At 71.5% G+C, this 18,488-nt stretch carries 16 protein-coding genes; 10 read left to right on the top strand and 6 right to left on the bottom strand.

What is annotated here, in order from left to right; translation table 11 throughout:
- Positions 1–16: 16 nt before the first annotated feature.
- The 3 genes from lpdA to JCO01S_RS09805 all read left to right on the top strand — a co-directional run bounded on the left by lpdA (position 17) and on the right by JCO01S_RS09805 (position 4,281).
- Positions 17–1,417, top strand: a complete 1,401-nt coding sequence (gene lpdA, locus JCO01S_RS09795; RefSeq protein ID WP_068254593.1) for a dihydrolipoyl dehydrogenase — start codon at positions 17–19, stop codon at positions 1,415–1,417.
- A gap of 112 nt (positions 1,418–1,529) precedes the next feature.
- Entirely contained in the window at positions 1,530–3,380 is a 1,851-nt protein-coding gene (sucB, locus tag JCO01S_RS09800) for a 2-oxoglutarate dehydrogenase, E2 component, dihydrolipoamide succinyltransferase (protein ID WP_068254595.1), read from the top strand.
- Position 3,381: 1 nt separating this feature from the next.
- Positions 3,382–4,281 (top strand): TIGR01777 family oxidoreductase, encoded by a 900-nt coding sequence (locus JCO01S_RS09805; RefSeq protein WP_068254598.1) that lies wholly within the window; start codon positions 3,382–3,384, stop codon positions 4,279–4,281.
- 10 nt (positions 4,282–4,291) lie between these two features.
- Here JCO01S_RS09805 and JCO01S_RS09810 read toward each other — a convergent pair whose 3' ends face one another.
- Positions 4,292–5,911, bottom strand: coding sequence for a serine/threonine-protein kinase (locus JCO01S_RS09810; RefSeq protein WP_169796931.1), 1,620 nt, complete (start codon positions 5,909–5,911; stop codon positions 4,292–4,294).
- Positions 5,912–5,974: 63 nt separating this feature from the next.
- Between JCO01S_RS09810 and lipB the strand changes: the two genes are divergently transcribed.
- Positions 5,975–6,646 (top strand): lipoyl(octanoyl) transferase LipB, encoded by a 672-nt coding sequence (gene lipB, locus JCO01S_RS09815; protein WP_281189201.1) that lies wholly within the window; start codon positions 5,975–5,977, stop codon positions 6,644–6,646.
- Positions 6,647–6,769: 123 nt separating this feature from the next.
- Entirely contained in the window at positions 6,770–8,887 is a 2,118-nt protein-coding gene (locus JCO01S_RS09820; protein WP_068254607.1) for an acyltransferase family protein, read from the top strand.
- A gap of 33 nt (positions 8,888–8,920) precedes the next feature.
- Here the strand turns inward: JCO01S_RS09820 and JCO01S_RS09825 are convergent, their stop codons facing one another.
- A complete protein-coding gene (locus JCO01S_RS09825) occupies positions 8,921–9,490 on the bottom strand; it encodes a DapH/DapD/GlmU-related protein (RefSeq protein ID WP_068254609.1) in 570 nt (189 codons plus the stop codon).
- A 152-nt stretch (positions 9,491–9,642) separates the two neighbouring features.
- Here JCO01S_RS09825 and lipA point away from each other — a divergent pair, with 152 nt between their 5' ends.
- Genes lipA through JCO01S_RS09840 form a run of 3 tightly spaced genes read left to right on the top strand, consistent with a single transcriptional unit; the run spans position 9,643 to position 12,707 of the window.
- On the top strand, positions 9,643–10,677 hold the full coding sequence (gene lipA / locus JCO01S_RS09830) for a lipoyl synthase (protein ID WP_068254611.1): 1,035 nt from the start codon (positions 9,643–9,645) through the stop codon (positions 10,675–10,677).
- A gap of 36 nt (positions 10,678–10,713) precedes the next feature.
- Positions 10,714–11,445 (top strand): DUF4191 domain-containing protein, encoded by a 732-nt coding sequence (locus tag JCO01S_RS09835; protein WP_068254613.1) that lies wholly within the window; start codon positions 10,714–10,716, stop codon positions 11,443–11,445.
- Complete coding sequence (locus tag JCO01S_RS09840; RefSeq protein WP_068254616.1) at positions 11,442–12,707, top strand: M18 family aminopeptidase; 1,266 nt, start codon at positions 11,442–11,444, stop codon at positions 12,705–12,707. Before JCO01S_RS09835 ends, JCO01S_RS09840 begins: the two co-directional genes overlap by 4 nt.
- Positions 12,708–12,722: 15 nt before the next feature.
- On the opposite strand, the gene JCO01S_RS09845 is transcribed toward JCO01S_RS09840, so the two are convergent.
- The gene (locus JCO01S_RS09845) at positions 12,723–13,127 is read right to left on the bottom strand and encodes an RDD family protein (protein WP_068254621.1); all 405 of its coding nucleotides are present in this window, start codon (positions 13,125–13,127) and stop codon (positions 12,723–12,725) included.
- A 153-nt stretch (positions 13,128–13,280) separates the two neighbouring features.
- Here JCO01S_RS09845 and glnA point away from each other — a divergent pair, with 153 nt between their 5' ends.
- The gene (gene glnA, locus JCO01S_RS09850; protein WP_068254623.1) at positions 13,281–14,705 is read left to right on the top strand and encodes a type I glutamate--ammonia ligase; all 1,425 of its coding nucleotides are present in this window, start codon (positions 13,281–13,283) and stop codon (positions 14,703–14,705) included.
- A gap of 31 nt (positions 14,706–14,736) precedes the next feature.
- Positions 14,737–15,453 carry a hypothetical protein gene (locus tag JCO01S_RS09855; RefSeq protein WP_068254626.1) on the top strand — a complete coding sequence of 239 codons (717 nt, stop codon included), beginning with the start codon at positions 14,737–14,739 and terminating at the stop codon, positions 15,451–15,453.
- A gap of 46 nt (positions 15,454–15,499) precedes the next feature.
- On the opposite strand, the gene JCO01S_RS09860 is transcribed toward JCO01S_RS09855, so the two are convergent.
- The 3 genes from JCO01S_RS09860 to JCO01S_RS09870 are packed head-to-tail and all read right to left on the bottom strand — an operon-like array spanning position 15,500 to position 18,439.
- Positions 15,500–16,903 carry an MFS transporter gene (locus JCO01S_RS09860; protein ID WP_068254629.1) on the bottom strand — a complete coding sequence of 468 codons (1,404 nt, stop codon included), beginning with the start codon at positions 16,901–16,903 and terminating at the stop codon, positions 15,500–15,502.
- A 36-nt stretch (positions 16,904–16,939) separates the two neighbouring features.
- The gene (locus JCO01S_RS09865) at positions 16,940–17,638 is read right to left on the bottom strand and encodes a hypothetical protein (RefSeq protein WP_068254631.1); all 699 of its coding nucleotides are present in this window, start codon (positions 17,636–17,638) and stop codon (positions 16,940–16,942) included.
- On the bottom strand, positions 17,639–18,439 hold the full coding sequence (locus JCO01S_RS09870) for an SGNH/GDSL hydrolase family protein (RefSeq protein WP_068254636.1): 801 nt from the start codon (positions 18,437–18,439) through the stop codon (positions 17,639–17,641).
- Positions 18,440–18,488: the final 49 nt, after the last annotated feature.

Raw genomic sequence — 18,488 nt, forward strand, 5'->3', positions numbered from 1 at the left:
ACAAAGGAGCATCCCCGTGGCCGACCCCACGAACTCGACCTCGTCCCCCTTCGACCTCGTCGTCCTCGGTGCCGGCAGCGGCGGATACGCCTGCGCGCTGCGCGCCGCCCAGCTCGACCTGAAGGTCGCCCTGGTCGAGGAGGACAAGATCGGCGGCACCTGCCTGCACCGCGGGTGCATCCCGACCAAGGCGCTGCTGCACGCGGCGGAGGTCGCCGACCACGCGCGCGCCGGCGCCTCCCACGGGGTGCTCACCACCTTCGAGGGGATCGACACCGAGGCGCTGCACGCCCGCAAGGACAGGATCGTCGGGCAGCTGCACAAGGGCCTGACCGGGCTCATCGGCCAGGCGGGCATCGAGGTCGTCACCGGCCGCGGTCGGCTCGTCGACGCCGGGACCGTCGCGGTCGAGACCGCCGAGGGCACCCGCACCGTCACCGGACGCACCGTCGTGCTGGCCACCGGCTCCTACGCCCGGACCATCCCCGGGGTCGAGCTCGGCCCGCGGGTGATGACGAGCGACCAGGCGATGGACCTCACGGAGATTCCCGAGCGGGTCGCCGTGCTCGGCGGCGGTGTCATCGGCGTGGAGTTCGCCTCGCTGCTGCGCAGCTTCGGTGCCGAGGTGACGGTGATCGAGGCGCTGGAGCGGATCGTCGCGGCCGAGGAGCCCTCGATCTCCAAGCACCTCACCCGCGAGTTCAAGAAGCGCGGCATCACGTCCAGGACCGGCACCAAGGTCTCCTCCGTCGAGGCCGACGAGACCCGCGCCGTGGTCCACCTCGAGGGCGGAGAGGACCTCGAGGTCGACCTCGTCCTCGTCGCCGTCGGCCGCGGTCCGCGCACGGACGGCGTCGGCTTCGAGGAAGCCGGCGTGACCCTCGAGCGCGGCTTCGTGCCGACGGACGAGCGACTGCGGACGAATGTCGACGGGGTGCGTGCCGTCGGTGACATCGTCCCGGGCCTGCAGCTGGCCCACCGCGGCTTCGCGCACGGGATCTTCGTCGCCGAGGACGTCGCCGGGCTGGACCCGCAGCCGGTGCAGGACGTCACCATCCCCCGGGTCACGTACTGCGACCCGGAGATCGCCTCGGTCGGGCTGACCGCGGAGGCGGCGAAGGGGGCCGGCCACGACGTCGACACCGTGACCTACCCCCTGGGCGGCAACGGCCGCAGCCTGATCCGCGGCACGACCGGATCCGTGCTGCTCGTCCGGGAGAAGGACGGGCCGGTGCTCGGCGTGCACATGGTCGGCCTCGGTGTCAGCGAGCTGATCAGCGAGGCCCAGCTCGCTGTGGGCTGGGAGGCCCACCCCGAGGACATCGCACCGCTCGTGCACGCGCACCCCTCGCAGGGCGAGGCATTCGGCGAGGCCGCGATGCTCGCTGCGGGCCGACCGTTGCACGCACACGCGTGACGGGGAAGGCGACACGGAAGTGGCCCGAAGCAACGGCGGGCCCGTCGACACGGGTGGGGCCACTCATGAGAGTCTGTGACGTATCGCATCTCGATAGAAGGAGCAGAGGCGCATGTCTGAGCGGGTGACCATGCCGGCACTCGGTGAGTCGGTGACCGAGGGCACGGTGACGCAGTGGCTCAAGAACGTCGGTGACACGGTCGAGGTCGACGAGCCTCTGCTGGAGGTCTCGACGGACAAGGTCGACACCGAGATCCCGTCCCCCGTCGCGGGGACCCTCCAGGAGATCCTCGCGGACGAGGACGAGACTGTCGAGGTCGGCGCCGATCTCGCGGTCATCGGGGACGGCGATGCTCCGGCCGCCTCCGATGACGACGGACAGTCCGCGCCCGCCGAGGCCGAGCAGGCCGACCAGGAGGAGGAAGAGCAGCCGGCCCAGGAGGAGACCGCCGAGGCCGAGCAGCCAGCCCAGGAGGAGACCGAGGAGTCCTCCTCCTCCGGTGACGACTCCGGTGGTGGCTCTGCCGGCGACGGCACCACCGTGAGCATGCCGGCGCTCGGTGAGTCGGTCACCGAGGGCACGATCACGCAGTGGCTGAAGGCCGAGGGCGACCAGGTCGAGGTCGACGAGCCGCTGCTCGAGGTCTCCACCGACAAGGTCGACACCGAGATCCCCTCCCCCGTCGCCGGGACCCTGACCTCGATCCTCGTCCAGGAGGACGAGACCGTCGAGGTCGGAGCCGACCTGGCAGTCGTCGGCGGCTCCGGCAGTGGCAGCGGCAGCGCCCCCGCGCCCAAGGAGGAGCCGAAGGAAGAGCCGAAGGAGGAGGCCCCCAAGGAGGAGCCCAAGCAGGAGGCTCCCAAGGAGGAGCCGAAGCAGGAGGCAGCCTCGGCGCCCGAGCCGACGAAGGCCCCCGAAGCACCCAAGGCTCCCGAACCGACGAAGGCCCCCGAGCCGACCACGGCCCCGGAGGCTCCGGCCGCACCCTCGGGCTCGACGGGCTCCGGCGCGGCCGCCGCGGGCTACGTCACCCCGCTCGTGCGGAAGCTGGCCAAGGACAACGACATCGACCTGTCCACGGTGGAGGGCACCGGTATCGGTGGCCGCATCCGCAAGCAGGACGTGCTCGACGCGGCCAAGGCGAAGAACCAGCCGCAGCAGGCCACGCCCGCCGCGCCCGCCGCTGCCGCCCCGGCAGCCTCCGCACCGGCGCCGTCCGGCGTGCCCGCCGGCCTGGAGTCCAACGTGCCGAAGTCCAAGCGCGGCACCCGGGAGAAGATGTCCCGGCTGCGCAAGGTCATCGCCACCCGGATGGTCGAGTCGCTGCAGGTCAGCGCCCAGCTGACGACGGTGGTCGAGGTCGACATGACCCGGGTCGCCCGCGTCCGCGACCAGGCGAAGGCCGAGTTCCAGGCCCGCGAGGGCACGAAGCTGTCCTTCCTGCCCTTCATCGCGCTCGCGACGGCCGAGGCGCTCAAGGAGCACCCGGGCGTCAACGCCAGCGTCGAGGGCGAGGAGATCGTCTACCACGCGGAGGAGAACCTCTCCATCGCCGTGGACACCGAGGGCGGCCTCATCACCCCGGTCGTGAAGAACGCCGGTGACCTCAACGTCGCCGGGCTCGCCCGGGCGATCGCGGACGTCGCCGAGCGCACCAGGACGAAGAAGATCACCCCGGACGACCTCTCGGGTGGCACCTTCACGATCACGAACACCGGCAGCCGCGGGGCGCTCTTCGACACCCCGATCCTGAACCAGCCGCAGGTCGGGATGCTCGGCACCGGCGCCATCGTGCGCCGCCCGGTCGTGGTCAACTCCGAGGACGGGGGCGAGACCCTGGCCATCCGGTCGATGATGTACCTCGCGATGTCCTACGACCACCGGGTCGTCGACGGCGCCGACGCCGCCCGCTTCCTCGGCACGGTCAAGGCCCGCCTCGAGGAGGGCAACTTCGAGGCCTGACATGCCCACCACCCGACAGCGCGTCGCCATCGCCGGTTCCTCCGGCCTGATCGGCGGCGCGCTGTCGTCGTCGCTGCGCGAAGGCGGCCACGACGTGGTCCACCTCGTGCGAAGGGAGCCGGCAGCCGGCCACGAGCGCCGCTGGGACCCGTCGCGGGGCCGCCTGGAGCCGGCGGTGCTGGCCGACGTCGACACCGTCGTGCACCTCGGGGGCGCCGGGATCGGTGACCGGCGGTGGACACCGGGGTACAAGCGCCTGCTGCGCCACTCCCGCATCGAGAGCACCGACCTGCTCGCGAGGACCATCGCGGGCGGCGCCGGCCCGACGCGCCTCGTCACCGCCTCGGCGGTCGGCTACTACGGCGACCGGGGAGACGAGGTCCTCACCGAGGCCTCGACCGGCGCCGATGACTTCCTCGGCCGGCTCGTGCGCGACTGGGAGGCCGCCGCCGACCCCGCCCGCGACGCGGGCGTGTCCGTCGCGCACGCCCGCACCGGCATCGTGCTCTCGCGCAAGGGGGGAGCGCTCACCCCGATGCTGCGCGTCGGACGACTGGGCCTCGGTGGGCCCCTGGGATCAGGACGACAGTGGATGCCGTGGATCACGCTCGCCGACGTCGTCGCCGCGTACACGAGACTCGTCGATGACCCGGCGGTCACCGGACCGGTCAACCTCACGACACCGCATCCCGTACGGCAGCGCGCGCTGGCCCGCGCCATCGGGCACCGCCTGCACCGCCCCGCCGTGCTGCCCGCGCCGCGACTGGCGATCCGGCTCGCCCTCGGCGAGTTCGCCGGCTCGGCGCTGGCCTCCCAGCGGGTACTCCCCCAGCGCCTGCAGGAGGTCGGTTTCACCCACCGGCACGCCACGCTCGACGAGGCACTCACCCACCTGCTGTAGGACATCGCGGTCAGGACACCGCGCGGACCGCACGCACCCGCCAGCGCCCGTCGTGCCAGGCGAGGACGAGGTCGACCCGCCGGCCGCGTCGGGCCCGGTGACGCTCGCGCCTCCCGTCCTCGTCGCGCAGCTCCCAGGCGGACTCGTCCACGACCGCGCGCAGCACGGCCGCGTCCGCGGACCGGTCGTGGAGCCGCGCGGACCGGACCTGCAGGTCGCCCCCGCGGAAGCGGTCCCCTCCCGTCCGCATCTCCCGCAGCAACACGGCATCGTCCTTCGCCGCGGGCGAGCCGGGCACGCTCAGCCGCTCGAGCAGGCGGGTGTCGAGATCGAGCATCATCTCTTCGCGCAGCTCGGTCAGGGCCGAGGCCACCTCCTTCGGAGCGTCCGCCACGGCTGCGTGCCGCCCCAGCACCGCGCCGGACCGATCCCCCGCCCCGCCGGTCCCGACGACGTCCTCGGCCGCCTCCGCCGCGACGTCCGAGGAGTCCCCCTCGGCGGAGGCCAGCTGCTGCCAGGAAACCGCGAGCGCGACGACCACGACCAGCCCGACGAGGGCCAGCCAACCGCGGGCGGCGGCGCCCGGGCCGATCGCCCCGAAGCGTCCGGCCCCGTGGCGAGCCGGACCCGACCTGCCACGCCCCTGCCGTCGCCCGACGGTGAGACGCGCCCACCACCGGCGCCACCACCGCACCCGGACCGGCTCCTCCTCGCTGATCCGGGCGACCAGCTCCCGCTGCCACGAGGGCAGGGCGCCGCCCCCTTCGCCCTCACCGAGGCGCAGCCTGCGTGTCAGGCTGCCTGCCACCTCCCCCGACGGACCCATCCGCAGGGGCTGGGGGTCGGTGACGTCGAAGACGGCCCGCGCCACGTCCTCGGCCTCGGGCCGCTGGTCCGGGTCGCCCACGAGGCACCGCTGGACCAGCCCCACCAGCTCCTCGGTCGCTGCACCGGCGTCCTCGACGAGGTCCGCGAGGGCGGGCCGTTCGGCGACGTGTCCCGGCGGGGCGCCGGCGAGGCACTGCCAGGCGAGGGCCCCGAGGGAGTAGACATCGGCCGCGCGGGTCGGGGGGCGACCCTCGAGCACCTCCGGCGCCACGAAGCCCTCCGTACCGTGCACCTCGTCGGGCGCCTCCCCCACGAGCCGGGCGTAGCCCAGGTCCGAGAGGCAGGGGCGTCCGTTCGACTCCAGCAGCACGTTGCCGGGACTGACGTCGCCGTGGACGATGCCCAGCGCGTGCAGCCCGGCGAGGGCCCGGGCGATCGGGGCGATGACCGTGACGGTCTCCCCCGCCGAGAGGTGCCCCCGCTCGGCCACGACGCCGGCGAGGCTGCCCCCTTCGCACAGCTGGAGGACCAGGGCCGTCGCCGGGCCACCCGCGGTCTCCTCGAGGCCGGGCACCTCCTCGAGGGTGAGCGCCTCGTGGAGGGTGAGGACGTGCTCGGCGGCGGCGTGCTGCAGCAGCGAGTACTCGCGCACCGCCTCCTCGTCGGCCCGACCGGGCAGCAGCTTGACGGCCACGAGCTCCTCGTCACCGGCCCGCTGCGCGCGCCACACGGTGGCGGTGCCACCGCGGCCGATGCACCGGGTGAGGCGGTAGCCGGGCACCTCGGGAGGGATCTCGTCCATGCCCATCCACGATGGCCCAGTCGCCGCGGAGGTGCTCCTGGTTGTCCACAGGCGCGGCGTAGGGTGCATCACATGCGTTTCGAGGAGCTCGGCTTCGCCCCGGACACCGTCGACTACCTGACGGCCTGGGAGTACCAGAAGAAGGTCCATGCGGCCGTCGTCGCCGGTGAGCTGGAGGACACCACCCTCCTGCTCGAGCACACCGCGGTCTACACGGCGGGCAAGCGGACCGAGCCCCACGAGCGGCCCTTCGACGGCACCCCGGTCGTCGACGTCGACCGCGGCGGGAAGATCACCTGGCACGGACCGGGCCAGCTGGTCGGCTACCCGATCGCGCACCTGCCCGGCCGGCGAGACGTCATCGCCCACGTGCGGCGCCTCGAGGAGATGATGATCCGGGTCGCGGCGGACGTCGGCGTCACCGCCACCCGCGTGCCCGGCCGCTCCGGCATCTGGGTCCCCGGCACCGACGGGGCCCGGGACCGCAAGCTCGGCCAGATCGGCATCCGGGTCAGCCGTGACGTCGCGATGCACGGCTTCAGCCTCAACGTGGACTGCGACCTCTCCTGGACACAGGCCATCGTCCCCTGCGGCATCCCCGACGCGGACGTCTCGACCCTCGCCCTGGAGACCGGACGGCCCATCACCGTCACCGACGTCCTCCCGGCCGCCAGGGCCCACCTGCTCGAGGTGATGACCGAGGACCTGCCCCTGACGAAGGGTGCCCCGGCCTGACCCGAGGCCCGGCCGTGGCCCCCGACACCCCGGCCCCACGCGCATTCGCCGCGAAGATCACGCTCCGGTAACGTTCGGACCCTCGACGGTCATGACACACACGACGGAAGACCTCGCCCTCTGATGACGACCAGCGCAGCACCCACCGCGGCCCCGAAGGCCCCCTCGAAGCAGGAGGCCCGATCGGGAGGGCTCCGCAAGGACATCCAGGGGCTCCGGGCGGTGGCCGTCACCCTCGTGGTGGTCTACCACCTCTGGCCGGACGCACTGACCGGCGGATACATCGGCGTCGACGTCTTCCTCGTCATCTCCGGGTACCTGATCACCTCCCACCTGCTCAAGAGGCCCCCGCGCTCCGGCCGGGAGCTCGGCACGTTCTGGGGGCGTCGGATCCGCCGGCTCCTCCCCGCGGCCTTCACCGTCCTGGCCACGACCGCCGTCGCCCTCCGGCTCGTGGCGCCGAGCACCATGTGGGCGGAGATGTCGCAACAGATCATCGCCGCGACGCTCTACGTGCAGAACTGGGCGCTGGCCCTCAGCTCGGTCAGCTACATGGAGGGTTCCGGGACCAGCCCGGTCCAGCACTTCTGGTCGCTCTCGGTCGAGGAGCAGTTCTACCTCTTCTGGCCGCTGCTCGTCTTCGGCGTCGCCTGGTTCGTCGCCCGCCGCTCCGGCCGAACTGCCGAGGGGTCGGCCGACCTGGCCACCGTGCGCCTGACGCGCACGATGATCCTCCTGGTCGTCCTGCTCTCCCTCGCCGCCTCGGTCTGGGCGACCACCTACGAGCCCGCGGCCGCCTACTTCGTCACCCCGGTGCGGATGTGGGAACTCGCCCTCGGTGGTCTCGTGGCCACCTTCGCCCCACTCGCCCAGAAGCGGGCCGACGGCCCGCTGGGGGTGGGCCTCGCGTGGGTCGGGATGGCGGGCATCCTCACGGCGGCCTGGTGGTTCACCTCCGCGACCCCCTTCCCCGGCTACGCCGCACTGCTGCCCGTCGTCGGCGCCGCCCTGGTCATCCTGGCCGCATCGAACAGCTCCTTCTCCCCGACCGTCCTGCTGCGCAACCGGCCGGTGCAGTGGCTCGGTGACGTCTCCTACTCCGTCTACCTGTGGCACTGGCCGATGATCGCGCTGCTGCCCTTCGTCAGCCACGGGAGCCTGGGCATCATCGACAAGAGCGCCATCATCGTGGCGACCCTCGTCCTCGCCGGCCTCTCCAAGGTCTACATCGAGGACCGCTTCCGCTCCCCCAAGCCGGGCACCCCCCTTCGCCGCAGCTACCAGCTCGCCGGGATCGGCATGGTCCTCGTCGTGCTGCTGGCCGCCATGCAGTGGTCCGAGGCCGAGCTGCGCAAGGAGTCGGCCAAGAAGGAGCTGGCGGCCGTGGAGGAGGCCACGACCCCCTGCCTCGGCGCCGCCACCCTCGTCAAGGACGACTGCAAGGAGGGGGACGCCGGCGGGAAGATCGTGCCCAAGCCGGAGCTGGCCCGGCAGGACAAGGCGGACATCGACGAGGAGAAGTGCTTCCCGGAGGGACGGTACGACCAGCGGCTGAGCTGCTCCTTCGGCTCCGGGGACACCAGGATCGCCCTCGTCGGCAACTCCCACGCCCGCCACTGGCTCCCGGCGCTGCGCAAGCTCGCCGAAAAGCGGGACTGGACGATCGACACCTACATCATCTCCACGTGCACCGCGTCCGACGCCGAGACGGCCTTCAACACCAGCAAGAAGACCAAGGACTGCCACGCGTGGGGTCAGTGGGCCCAGGAGCAGACGAAGGGGGACAAGTACGACCTGGTCATCACCTCCGAGCGTCAGTCCAAGCCCGTCAAGGGCCACTCCCTGGCGGACAGCGGCCCCGCGGCCACCAAGGGCTACGAGAGCTACCTGCAGCGCTGGGCAGACGCCGGCACCAACGTGCTCGCGATCAAGGACCCCGCCTACCCCGGCATCGACGTCCCCAAGTGCGTGGCCGAGAACCCGGACGACCCCGACGCCTGCTCCGGGTCGCGCAAGGACTGGCGGATCCAGAAGGACCCGCTCATCGAAGCCGCGAAGAAGGTCGACGACAAGAACATCGCGACCGTCAGCTACGACGACCTCGTCTGCGACACCAACCAGTGCCGCGGCGTCAACGGCGGCGTGCTCACCTACTACGACGCGTCCCACCTGACCGCCACGTACGTCAAGACGATGGCCCCGTACATGGCCAAGCCGATTGAGAAGGCCCTCCAGAGCTGACCCCGAGTGGGGACACCGCCGGGACGGTGCCGGTCAGTCAGTGACGGACCGGACCACCCGGGCGGGCGAGCCGACCACCACGGCTCCCTCCGGAACGTCCTCGATCACCACCGACCCCGCGGCGACCACGGCGTCCTCGCCGATGGTCACGCCCTTGAGCACGGTGACGTTGGCCCCGATCCACACGTTGCGCCCGATGGTGATCGGGGCCGGGTGCATGTCGGCCCGGCGCACCGGGTTGATGTCGTGGTCGAGCGTGGCCAGGACGGTGTTGTGGCCGATGAGGGTGTCGTCGCCGATCCTGATGCCGCCCTGGTCCTGGAAGCGGCAACCGGAGTTGATGAAGACGTGCTGGCCGAGCCTGATGTTCCTGCCGAAGTCGGCGGTGAAGGGCGGGAAGAGCGTCACCGTCTCGTGAACCGCCCGGCCGGTCAGTCTGGCGAGGAGCTCACGCACCTTGTGCGGCTCGTGGTACCCGCCGTTGAGCTCGGCGGTGACGCGCATCGCGTCCTGGCTGGCTCGGTGCATGACCGCGTGCAGCGGCGAACCGCCGGGGATGGTCCGGCCGGCCTCCAGCTCGGTGATCAGGTCCTGCAGGTCCATGGGTGCTCCTCCGGTCGCGGTGGCCTCCCATCCTCCCACCCCGTCGGGCCACCTCCGCCCTGATGGTGGCCGCCGGGACATCGAGGCCGGGGCGTACGCTGGAGGGTGAGCCCGGCCACCCTCCGGGCTGCCCCGGACCCAGGAGAGCTGCGTTGACCGTCGCACCCGAAGGACGTCGTCTGCTGCGCGTCGAGGCGCGCAACGCCGAGACCCCCATCGAGCGCAAACCGGAATGGATCCGGACCACGGCGAAGATGGGCCCGGAGTACAACGCGATGAAGGGCCGCGTGAGCGGCTCCGGCCTGCACACCGTGTGCCAGGAGGCCGGCTGCCCCAACATCTTCGAGTGCTGGGAGGACCGCGAGGCGACCTTCCTCATCGGGGGTGACGTGTGCACCCGCCGCTGCGACTTCTGCGACATCGCCACCGGCCGCCCGACCGTGCTCGACATGGACGAGCCGCGGCGCGTCGCCGAGTCCGTCCAGGAGATGGGGCTGCGCTACTCGACGGTGACCGGTGTCGCGCGCGACGACCAGCCCGACGGGGCCGCCCGGCTCTATGCCGAGACGATCCGCGCGATCCACCGACTCAACCCGAACACCGGCGTGGAGATCCTCCCGCCCGACTTCGGGGCCAAGCCCGAGCTCGTCCAGCAGGTCTTCGACGCCGAGCCGGAGGTCTTCGCCCACAACCTGGAGACCGTGCCGCGGATCTTCAAGCAGATCCGCCCGGCCTTCACCTACGACAAGTCCCTCAAGGTCCTGTCCATGGCCCGCGAGGCCGGCCTGGTGACCAAGTCCAACCTCATCCTCGGGATGGGCGAGGAGGAGCACGAGGTCGAGCAGGCGATCCGCGACCTCGTCGACGCCGGCTGCGACATCCTCACCGTCACCCAGTACCTGCGCCCCTCGAAGCTGCACCACCCCATCGACCGGTGGGTCAAGCCCGAGGAGTTCGTGCACTGGAAGAAGGTCGGCGAGGAGATCGGCCTCAAGGGGGTCATGGCCGGGCCGCTCGTGCGCTCCAGCTACCGCGCCGGCCGGCTCTACGCGACGGCCATGCGCAAGTGGGGCCGCCCGATCCCCGAGAACCTCTCCCACCTGAACGAGGCCATCGACGAGCCCGCCCGCCAGGAGGCCACCTCGCTGCTGGCCCGGGCGCGGCCCGCCACCGGCACCGACGGCTGATCGTCGGCCGCCAGAGACCATCTAGGATCTTCCCTCATGGCCACCCCCGACAAGAACACCAAGACCAAATCGAAGAAGAAGCGCACCAACCCCTTCAAGCGGGTCCTCGAGGTCTACCGCCAGGTCAAGCAGATCGACCCGCTCGTGGGCCGCTGGATGCTGCTCGCCTTCGTCGTGGTGCTCGCCGTCGGGGCGATCATCGGCCTGATCTTCGGTCACGTCCTCTACAGCCTCCTCGTGGCGATCCCGGCCGGCCTGCTGGCCGCCACCGTCGTGATGTCGCGAAGGGGGGAACGCGCCGCCTTCGCGCAGATGGAGGGCCAGCGCGGCGCGACGCTCGGTGGCCTGTCCTCCCTTCGCCGCGGGTGGTACTACGACCAGGAGCCCATCGCGGCCGACGCGACGAAGCCGAGCGAGCTGCAGACCTCCGCGGTCCTCTTCCGCGCGGTCGGGCGCCCCGGCGTCGTCCTCTTCGGTGAGGGCCCCACGGCCCGGGCCCACCGGCTCATGGCCAAGGAGAAGAAGCGGCTGAACAAGGTCGTGCCCGGAGTGCCGGTGCACACGTACATCGTCGGCAGCGGTGAGGGCGAGCTCGCGCCGCGCAAGATCCGGATGACGCTGACCCGGCTGCGTCCCGAGCTGAGCAAGCAGGAGATGTCGGTCGTCAACAAGCGGCTGAAGTCCCTCCCCGGCATGCGCCAGAGCGTGCCCGCCGGCGTGGACCCGACGAAGGTGCGCATGGACCGCAAGGCCATGCGGGGCAAGTGATCGCCCACGCCGAGGACCTCGCCGACTTCGTCGAGGCCTCCCCCTCCAGCCACCACGCCGCCGCCGAGATCGCCCGCCGCCTGCGGGAGGTCGGCTTCACCGAGCTGTCCGAGACCGCGGACTGGCCGAGCACGCCGGGGCGCTACCTCGTCGTGCGCGACGGCGCGGTCATCGCCTGGGTGCTGCCCTCCGCCGCCACCGCGACGACGCCGGTGCGCATCTTCGGGGCGCACTCCGACTCCCCCGGCTTCAAGCTCAAGCCGCAGCCGACCACCGGCAGCCACGGTTGGCTGCAGGCCGGCGTCGAGGTCTACGGCGGGCCCCTGCTGAACTCCTGGCTGGACCGCGAGCTGCGCCTCGCCGGCCGGCTCGTCCTCGAGGACGGCACCGAGGTGCTCGCCGACTCCGGTCCGCTGCTGCGGCTGCCGCTGCTCGCGATCCACCTGGACCGCTCGGCCAACGAGAACTTCTCCCTGGACAAGCAGAGCCAGACCCAGCCGGTCTGGGGCATCGGGACCCCCGAGTCCGCCGACCTGCTCGGCGAGCTCGCCGGCGCCGCGGGCGTCGACGCCTCCCGGATCCGCGGCTACGACCTCGTCACCGCGGACTCCGCCCGCGGCACCGTCTTCGGACGCGAGGACGCCTTCTTCGCGGCCGGACGACTGGACGACCTGGCCAGCGCGCACGCCGGCACCCTCGCCCTCGCCGCGGTCGGTGAGGACGTCGCGGCCGACCACATCCCGGTGCTCGCCGTCTTCGACCACGAGGAGGTCGGCTCGGCGACCCGTTCCGGCGCAGCCGGCCCCTTCCTCGAGGACGTGCTCGAGCGCATCGGGCTGGCCCTCGGCGCCGACCGGGGCGAGCGGATGCGGGCGCACGCCGTCTCCTGGTGCGTCTCCAGCGACGTCGGCCACTCGGTGCACCCGAACTACGCCGGCCGGCACGACCCGCAGGTGCAGCCGGTGCTCGGCTCGGGGCCGATCCTGAAGATCAACGCCAACCAGCGCTACGCGACCGACGGTGTCGGCGCCGCCGCGTGGCACGGCTGGTGCGACGCGGCCGGGGTGACCAGCCAGGAGTTCGTCTCGAACAACACTGTGCCGTGCGGCTCGACGATCGGCCCGATCACCGCAACGCGGCTGGGCGTGCGCACCATCGACGTCGGGATCCCGATCCTCTCGATGCACTCGGCGAGGGAGCTCGCCGGCACGAGCGACCTGCTCGACCTGCGGCGGGTGGCGGAGGCCTTCCTGCGCGGCTGAGCCCGGCCGCGGCTGCTACCGCACCCGGATGATCGTCGTCCCGGCGAGCACGTCGTGCAGGCCACGACCGTCCGCGCCGACGACGAGCGGCGGGATGACGAGGCACAGCAGCACCGCCCGCACCAGGGCGCGCCCGGGCGTGACCCACTCCCCCTGCAGCGGCACCACCCGCAGCCGGAGCAGCCGGTGGCCCAGGCCGGCGCCGCCCAGGCTGACCCCGATGACCTGCTCGAGCAGCAGGATGCCGAGCGGGGCGAAGGAGTGGGCCGCCGGCCCCAGGTCCACGACCGCGGCCAGCAGTCCGTAGGCGATCGCCACGCAGGCGATCCAGTCGATGAGCAGGGCGAGGAGGCGGGGGCCGAAGGGGGCGACGTGTCCCCCTTCGCCGGTGGCCGGGGTGGACTGGCGCTGGCTGGTCACCTCCCAGACCCTATGTGCTCATCGGTGACCGGCGGACACCGCCGCCGGCCGCGCTCGGTAGAGTTCCCCCCGGTGCAGGTGATCGACGTCTCCGGAAGCACCGCAACCGTACGCGGCGGGTCCGGCCCGTCGCCCCCACCCCAGGAGGATGGTTTGTTCAGCTCCCCTGAAGAGGTCATGGACTTCATCAAGGCCGAGGACGTCAAGTTCATCGACATCCGTTTCTGCGACCTTCCCGGCATCATGCAGCACTTCAACATCCCGGCGGAGACGGTGGATGCGGACTTCTTCGTCGACGGCCAGATGTTCGACGGCTCCTCCATCCGGGGCTTCCAAGCCATCCACGAGTCCGACATGAAGCTCATCCCGGACATCGGTACCGCCTACCTGGACCCCTTCCGCGACGAGAAGACGCTCATCCTCAACTTCTCCATCGTCGACCCCTTCACCGGTGAGCAGTACAGCCGTGACCCGCGCAACGTCGCCGCGAAGGCCGAGGCCTACCTGCGGACGACGGGGATCGCCGACACCGCCTTCTTCGGCGCCGAGGCCGAGTTCTACGTCTTCGACGACGTGCGCTACGCCTCCACCCCCCAGGGCAGCTTCTACGCCCTGGACTCCGTCGAGGCGGCGTGGAACACCGGCCGCAAGGAGGAGGGCGGCAACCAGGCGTACAAGACCGCCTTCAAGGGCGGGTACTTCCCCGTCCCGCCGGTGGACCACTTCGCGGACCTGCGCGACAGGATCTGCCTGAACATGGACACGGTCGGGCTCAAGGTCGAGCGCAGCCACCACGAGGTGGGCACGGCGGGCCAGCAGGAGATCAACTACACCTTCAACACGCTGCAGAAGTCCGGCGACGACATCATGAAGTTCAAGTACGTCGTCAAGAACACCGCCTGGGCCGACGGGCGCACCGCGACCTTCATGCCGAAGCCGATCTTCGGCGACAACGGCTCCGGCATGCACACCCACCAGAGCCTGTGGAAGGACGGTGAGCCGCTCTTCTACGACGAGCAGGGCTACGGCGGGCTCTCCGACATCGCGCGCTGGTACATCGGCGGCCTGCTCAAGCACGCCCCGGCGCTGCTGGCCTTCACCAACCCGACCGCGAACAGCTACCACCGGCTCGTGCCGGGCTTCGAGGCCCCGATCAACCTCGTCTACTCCGCCCGGAACCGCTCGGCCTGCATCCGCATCCCGATCGCGGGCAACTCCCCCAAGGCCAAGCGCGTGGAGTTCCGCATCCCGGACCCCTCGAGCAACCCCTACCTGTGCTTCGCCGCGCAGCTGATGGCCGGCCTGGACGGGATCAAGAACCGCATCGAGCCCCCGGAGCCGGTCGACAAGGACCTCTACGAGCTGCCGCCGGAGGAGCACCAGGAGATCGAGCAGGTCCCCACGACGCTTCCGGAGGTGCTCGAGGCGCTCGAGGCCGACCACGAGTTCCTCCTCGAGGGCGATGTCTTCACCGCCGACCTCATCGAGACCTGGATCTCCTGGAAGCGGGAGAACGAGGTCGCTCCGCTGCAGGTGCGCCCGCACCCCTACGAGTTCGAGATGTACTTCGACATCTGATCGAGCGCTCCTCCGGCGGAGCCCTATACCCATGACCCTGCCTCCCGAGGAGCGCCACGCGCTCGACCGCGCCCACGTCCCCTGGAGCCGGGGGCTGTGGGCGCTGGTCGTCACCGCCGTCGTCGTGCTGCTGGTGCTCGCCGTCCTGGCAGCGGTCAGACCCGGCTACGTCGAGCACGCGCTGGGCCAGAGCACCGAACGCACCGCCACGGTGACCGGGGTCGAGGAGGCACCCGTCTGCTCTCGTTCCGATCGGGACGTCTACACGGTGGAGTGGGGTGAGGATGGGGCGCGGCGCTCCGGTCAGGTCGGCTTCTGCGGCGACCCGTGGGAGGTCGGCGAGCAGGTGGAGATCTGGTCCACGAGCGGTGCCCCGCAGACGAGCTCGCCAACGGCACTCCGGGTGTCGATTGGCGCTCTCCTCGCCATCCTCGTCGCCGCGCTGGCGCTGATCCTGCGGGGCCGGTCCCGGGTCCGGCGGTCCACGCGCGCCGCGATCGACGGCAGCTGGCGGCCGCTCGTCCTGCCGACGGTGGGCGTCCCCGGGAGCCGCGGAGCCCGGATCGGCGCCCCGGGGCAGGTGCGCAGCCGTGCTCGGGACTGGACGCGGATCCTGCACGCCCGGCCCGGATCCGGTGGCGCGGCGCAGGGCAGGCTCTTCGTGGACGAGGTGCGGCGTGGCAGGCCGCGCGGGCTGTCCCTGCACACGACCACCGGCGGAGCCCGGGTCTGGCGCTGGCACGGCTGACGGGAGGATCGGGCCCGGTCGGGGCCCCGGCTCCCTTCGTCACCTGCTACGGGCCGACCACCTCGTTCCGCCGCTCTCCCCGGTGGAAGACCGCGTGCGCGAGCAGGGCCACCATGACCGCGACGCACACCAGGGCCCCGAGTGCGAAGGCCTGGGTGATGCCGACGTCGTCGGAGTGGCCCGAGGGCAGGGTGTGCGCCGCGAGCAGGGCACCCGAGAGGGCGGTGCCGAAGGAACTGCCCACCGTGCGGAGGACCTGGTTGAAGCTCACCGAGCTGCCGACCTCATCGGTAGCGACGTTGCGCGCGATGAGGGCGGGCATCGCGGCGTAGGCCGCGCCCATCCCCAGGCCGAGCACGAGCATGCCCACGAGCAGCAGGGACAGGTGGGTGTGAGTGACCCAGAGCATGATGGAGGCGACCGCGATCATCGCCGATCCGATCGGCAGCAGCGTCGCCAGCGAGATCCGGCCGCCGAGGAGCCGCACCACTCGGTTGGCGGTGAGGCTGCCGACCGACAGCGGGAACATCACGAAGCCGGCCCACCGCACCGGCAGCGCCATCCCGTAGCCCGTCTCCCCCGGCGCTTGGGCGACCAGGCTGCCCACCGACAGCGCGATGTACATCGCGGCACCGAGCCCGATGGCCGTGCCGTTGGCCAGCAGCACGTCCGAGGAGCCCAGCACGCGCAGGTTGATCAGCGGGTGGCCGGACCGCAGCTCGACCCGGACCCAGGCGGCGAAGAAGACGAGCGAGGCCGCCGCCACCGCCAGCGTCGGGAGCGATGTCCAGCCCCAGACGGGCCCCTCGCTGATCGCCAGCAGCAGTGCGCCCAACCCGAGCCCGAGCAGCGCGGCACCGCCGAAGTCGAAGGAATGACGGGGCGCCGACTCGTCGGGTCCATCCGGGATCACCAGGATCGTGACGACGATCGCGCTGAGCACGAAGAAGGACGCGAACCAGAATGCCCACCGATAGCTGGCCTCACCGGTGATCAGCCCGGTCAGCGGGTAGCCGATGCCGATCCCGGAGGCCACCGTGACCGAGAGCGAAGAGATCGTCGGCTGCACCCGGGAGGGCTCGACGTACCGGCGGGCCATAGCGATGGTCACCGGGACGATGCCGTAGGTCAGCCCCTGCAGCGCGCGCCCGAGCAGGAAGAGCGCGAAGCTCGAGGTCACCGAGGCCAGGACCGAGCCGGTCAGGATGACGAGCAGCGAGACGATGAGCAGGCGCTTCTTGTGGGGGCCGTCGCTCAGGCGCCCCATGACCGGGGTCGCGACGGCCCCGACGAGCAGGTTGATCGTCAGCATCCACTGGGCGGTGCCGACACTCGTGTCGAAGGCATCCGCGATCGACGGGACGAGCAACATCCCGAGCGAGCTGACGACGGCGGTGCACAGCGCCGCGTAGACGAGGGCGGGCACGAGGCGGGGGTCGTGCTCACGCATCGTGCTCCTCCCGAGCTGACGAGGCCGACAGCCGCCCTACTCCGAGTCCGCGAGCCCGCGCAGCAGGCCGGTCACGACCAGGGCGGCCAACCCGGCGACGGCGGCCAGGCCCCAGACGACGAAGCGGTCGGCACTCGGTGGGCTGTCGAAGACGTCCACGGAGGCGAACATGAAGAGGAACAGCGCGCCGATGAAGAGCACCGCCCCGAGCAGGCCGAAGACGGTCATGGTCTTGAGGCCACCACCCATGAAGAGCACCGCCTTGATGCCGAACACCATGCCCAGGACGATCGCGGTGAACCACGATGCCGCCGCCACGAGCAGGAGGAAGAGCAGGCCGATGCTGGCCAGGTCGGTCGTGAGCTCGGCGGCCACCGTCCCGGGTGCCACGGTGTCGTGGAGCAGGAACGGCCAGGTCATCATGAAGAGCACCTGGATGACGGCGCCCCCCAGGATCCCCACCAGCAGCAGGGGGACGAGACCCTCACGCCTGAAGCCGAGATCACCCCGGTCCTTCTTGAACTGCTGGATGGGGAAGAGCAGGCATCCCAACATCGCGACGAGCCCCGCCCACGTGGCGTCCGCTTCGATGGGGTTGTCCTTGTACCTGGGCTTCTCCTCCAGGAGTCCGGCCGCCGCCAGACCGATGAGGATGGTCCCGAAGAGGGCGATCGCGGCGGTGATGGACAGGATCCGCCGGAGGTCGTGCCCCCAGCTCGCGGCGTCGGTGGTCACTCATACCTCCTGGGTCTGCTCGTGAGCGGTCAGGCGCACCAGCTGGGGGTACTTCGCGGTGCGCCCGTCGCCGGTGGACCGGCCCCGCAGCCGGCGATAGGTCCACGGCCAGACGTAGCGGTAGAGCCACGTGATCTGGGTGCCCAGGGTCCGCCGCGGCGGCGGGCCCGGCGGCAGAGCAGCCCACTCGTCCTCCGCCGGCACCCCGAAGAGCTCGGCCGCGGCCACCGAGAGCCGGATGTGTCCCAGCTCGGAGAGGTGGAGGCGGTCCTCGGCCCAGGCACGCCGGTCCTCGAAGACCGTGCAGGTCGTCTCCGTCGGCGGGATCATCCCGTGCTCCCTCGAGAGGTACCGGTAGAGCTCGTTGAGCTCCAGGCGCCGCCGGTGCAGGAAGCGTCCCGCCGGGGTCACCCCGCGTATGTCGGGGATCGGGACGACGGCGACGTCCACCCCCTTCGCGGTGAAGGGGGTGACGATCTCCACGAGCCGACGCCGGAGCAGGTCCATGTCCAGCTCCGGGCGGAGGATGTCGTTCATACCGACGGTGAGGGTGAGCAGGTCCGGCTCGAGCTCGAGCGCCGGCCGGACCTGCCGCTCGAGCACCTCGACGCTGCGGTACCCCCGGACCGCGAAGTTGGCGTAGTCGACGGCGCCGTGGTGATCCGCGAGGCGTCGTGCGAGCCGGTCGGCCCAGCCCCGTGGGGTCCCGTCGGGCCAGTCGAGGTCTCCGACACCCTCGGTCAGGCTGTCGCCGATGGCGACGTACCGCAGCACGTGCTCCCCGGTGTCTGTCGATTTCACGAGAAGACTGTACGTCGACCCGAGTACGGCACCGGAGGATCATTACTTG

It is taken from the genome of Janibacter corallicola NBRC 107790 (genome assembly GCF_001570965.1).
Lineage (GTDB): Bacteria > Actinomycetota > Actinomycetes > Actinomycetales > Dermatophilaceae > Janibacter > Janibacter corallicola.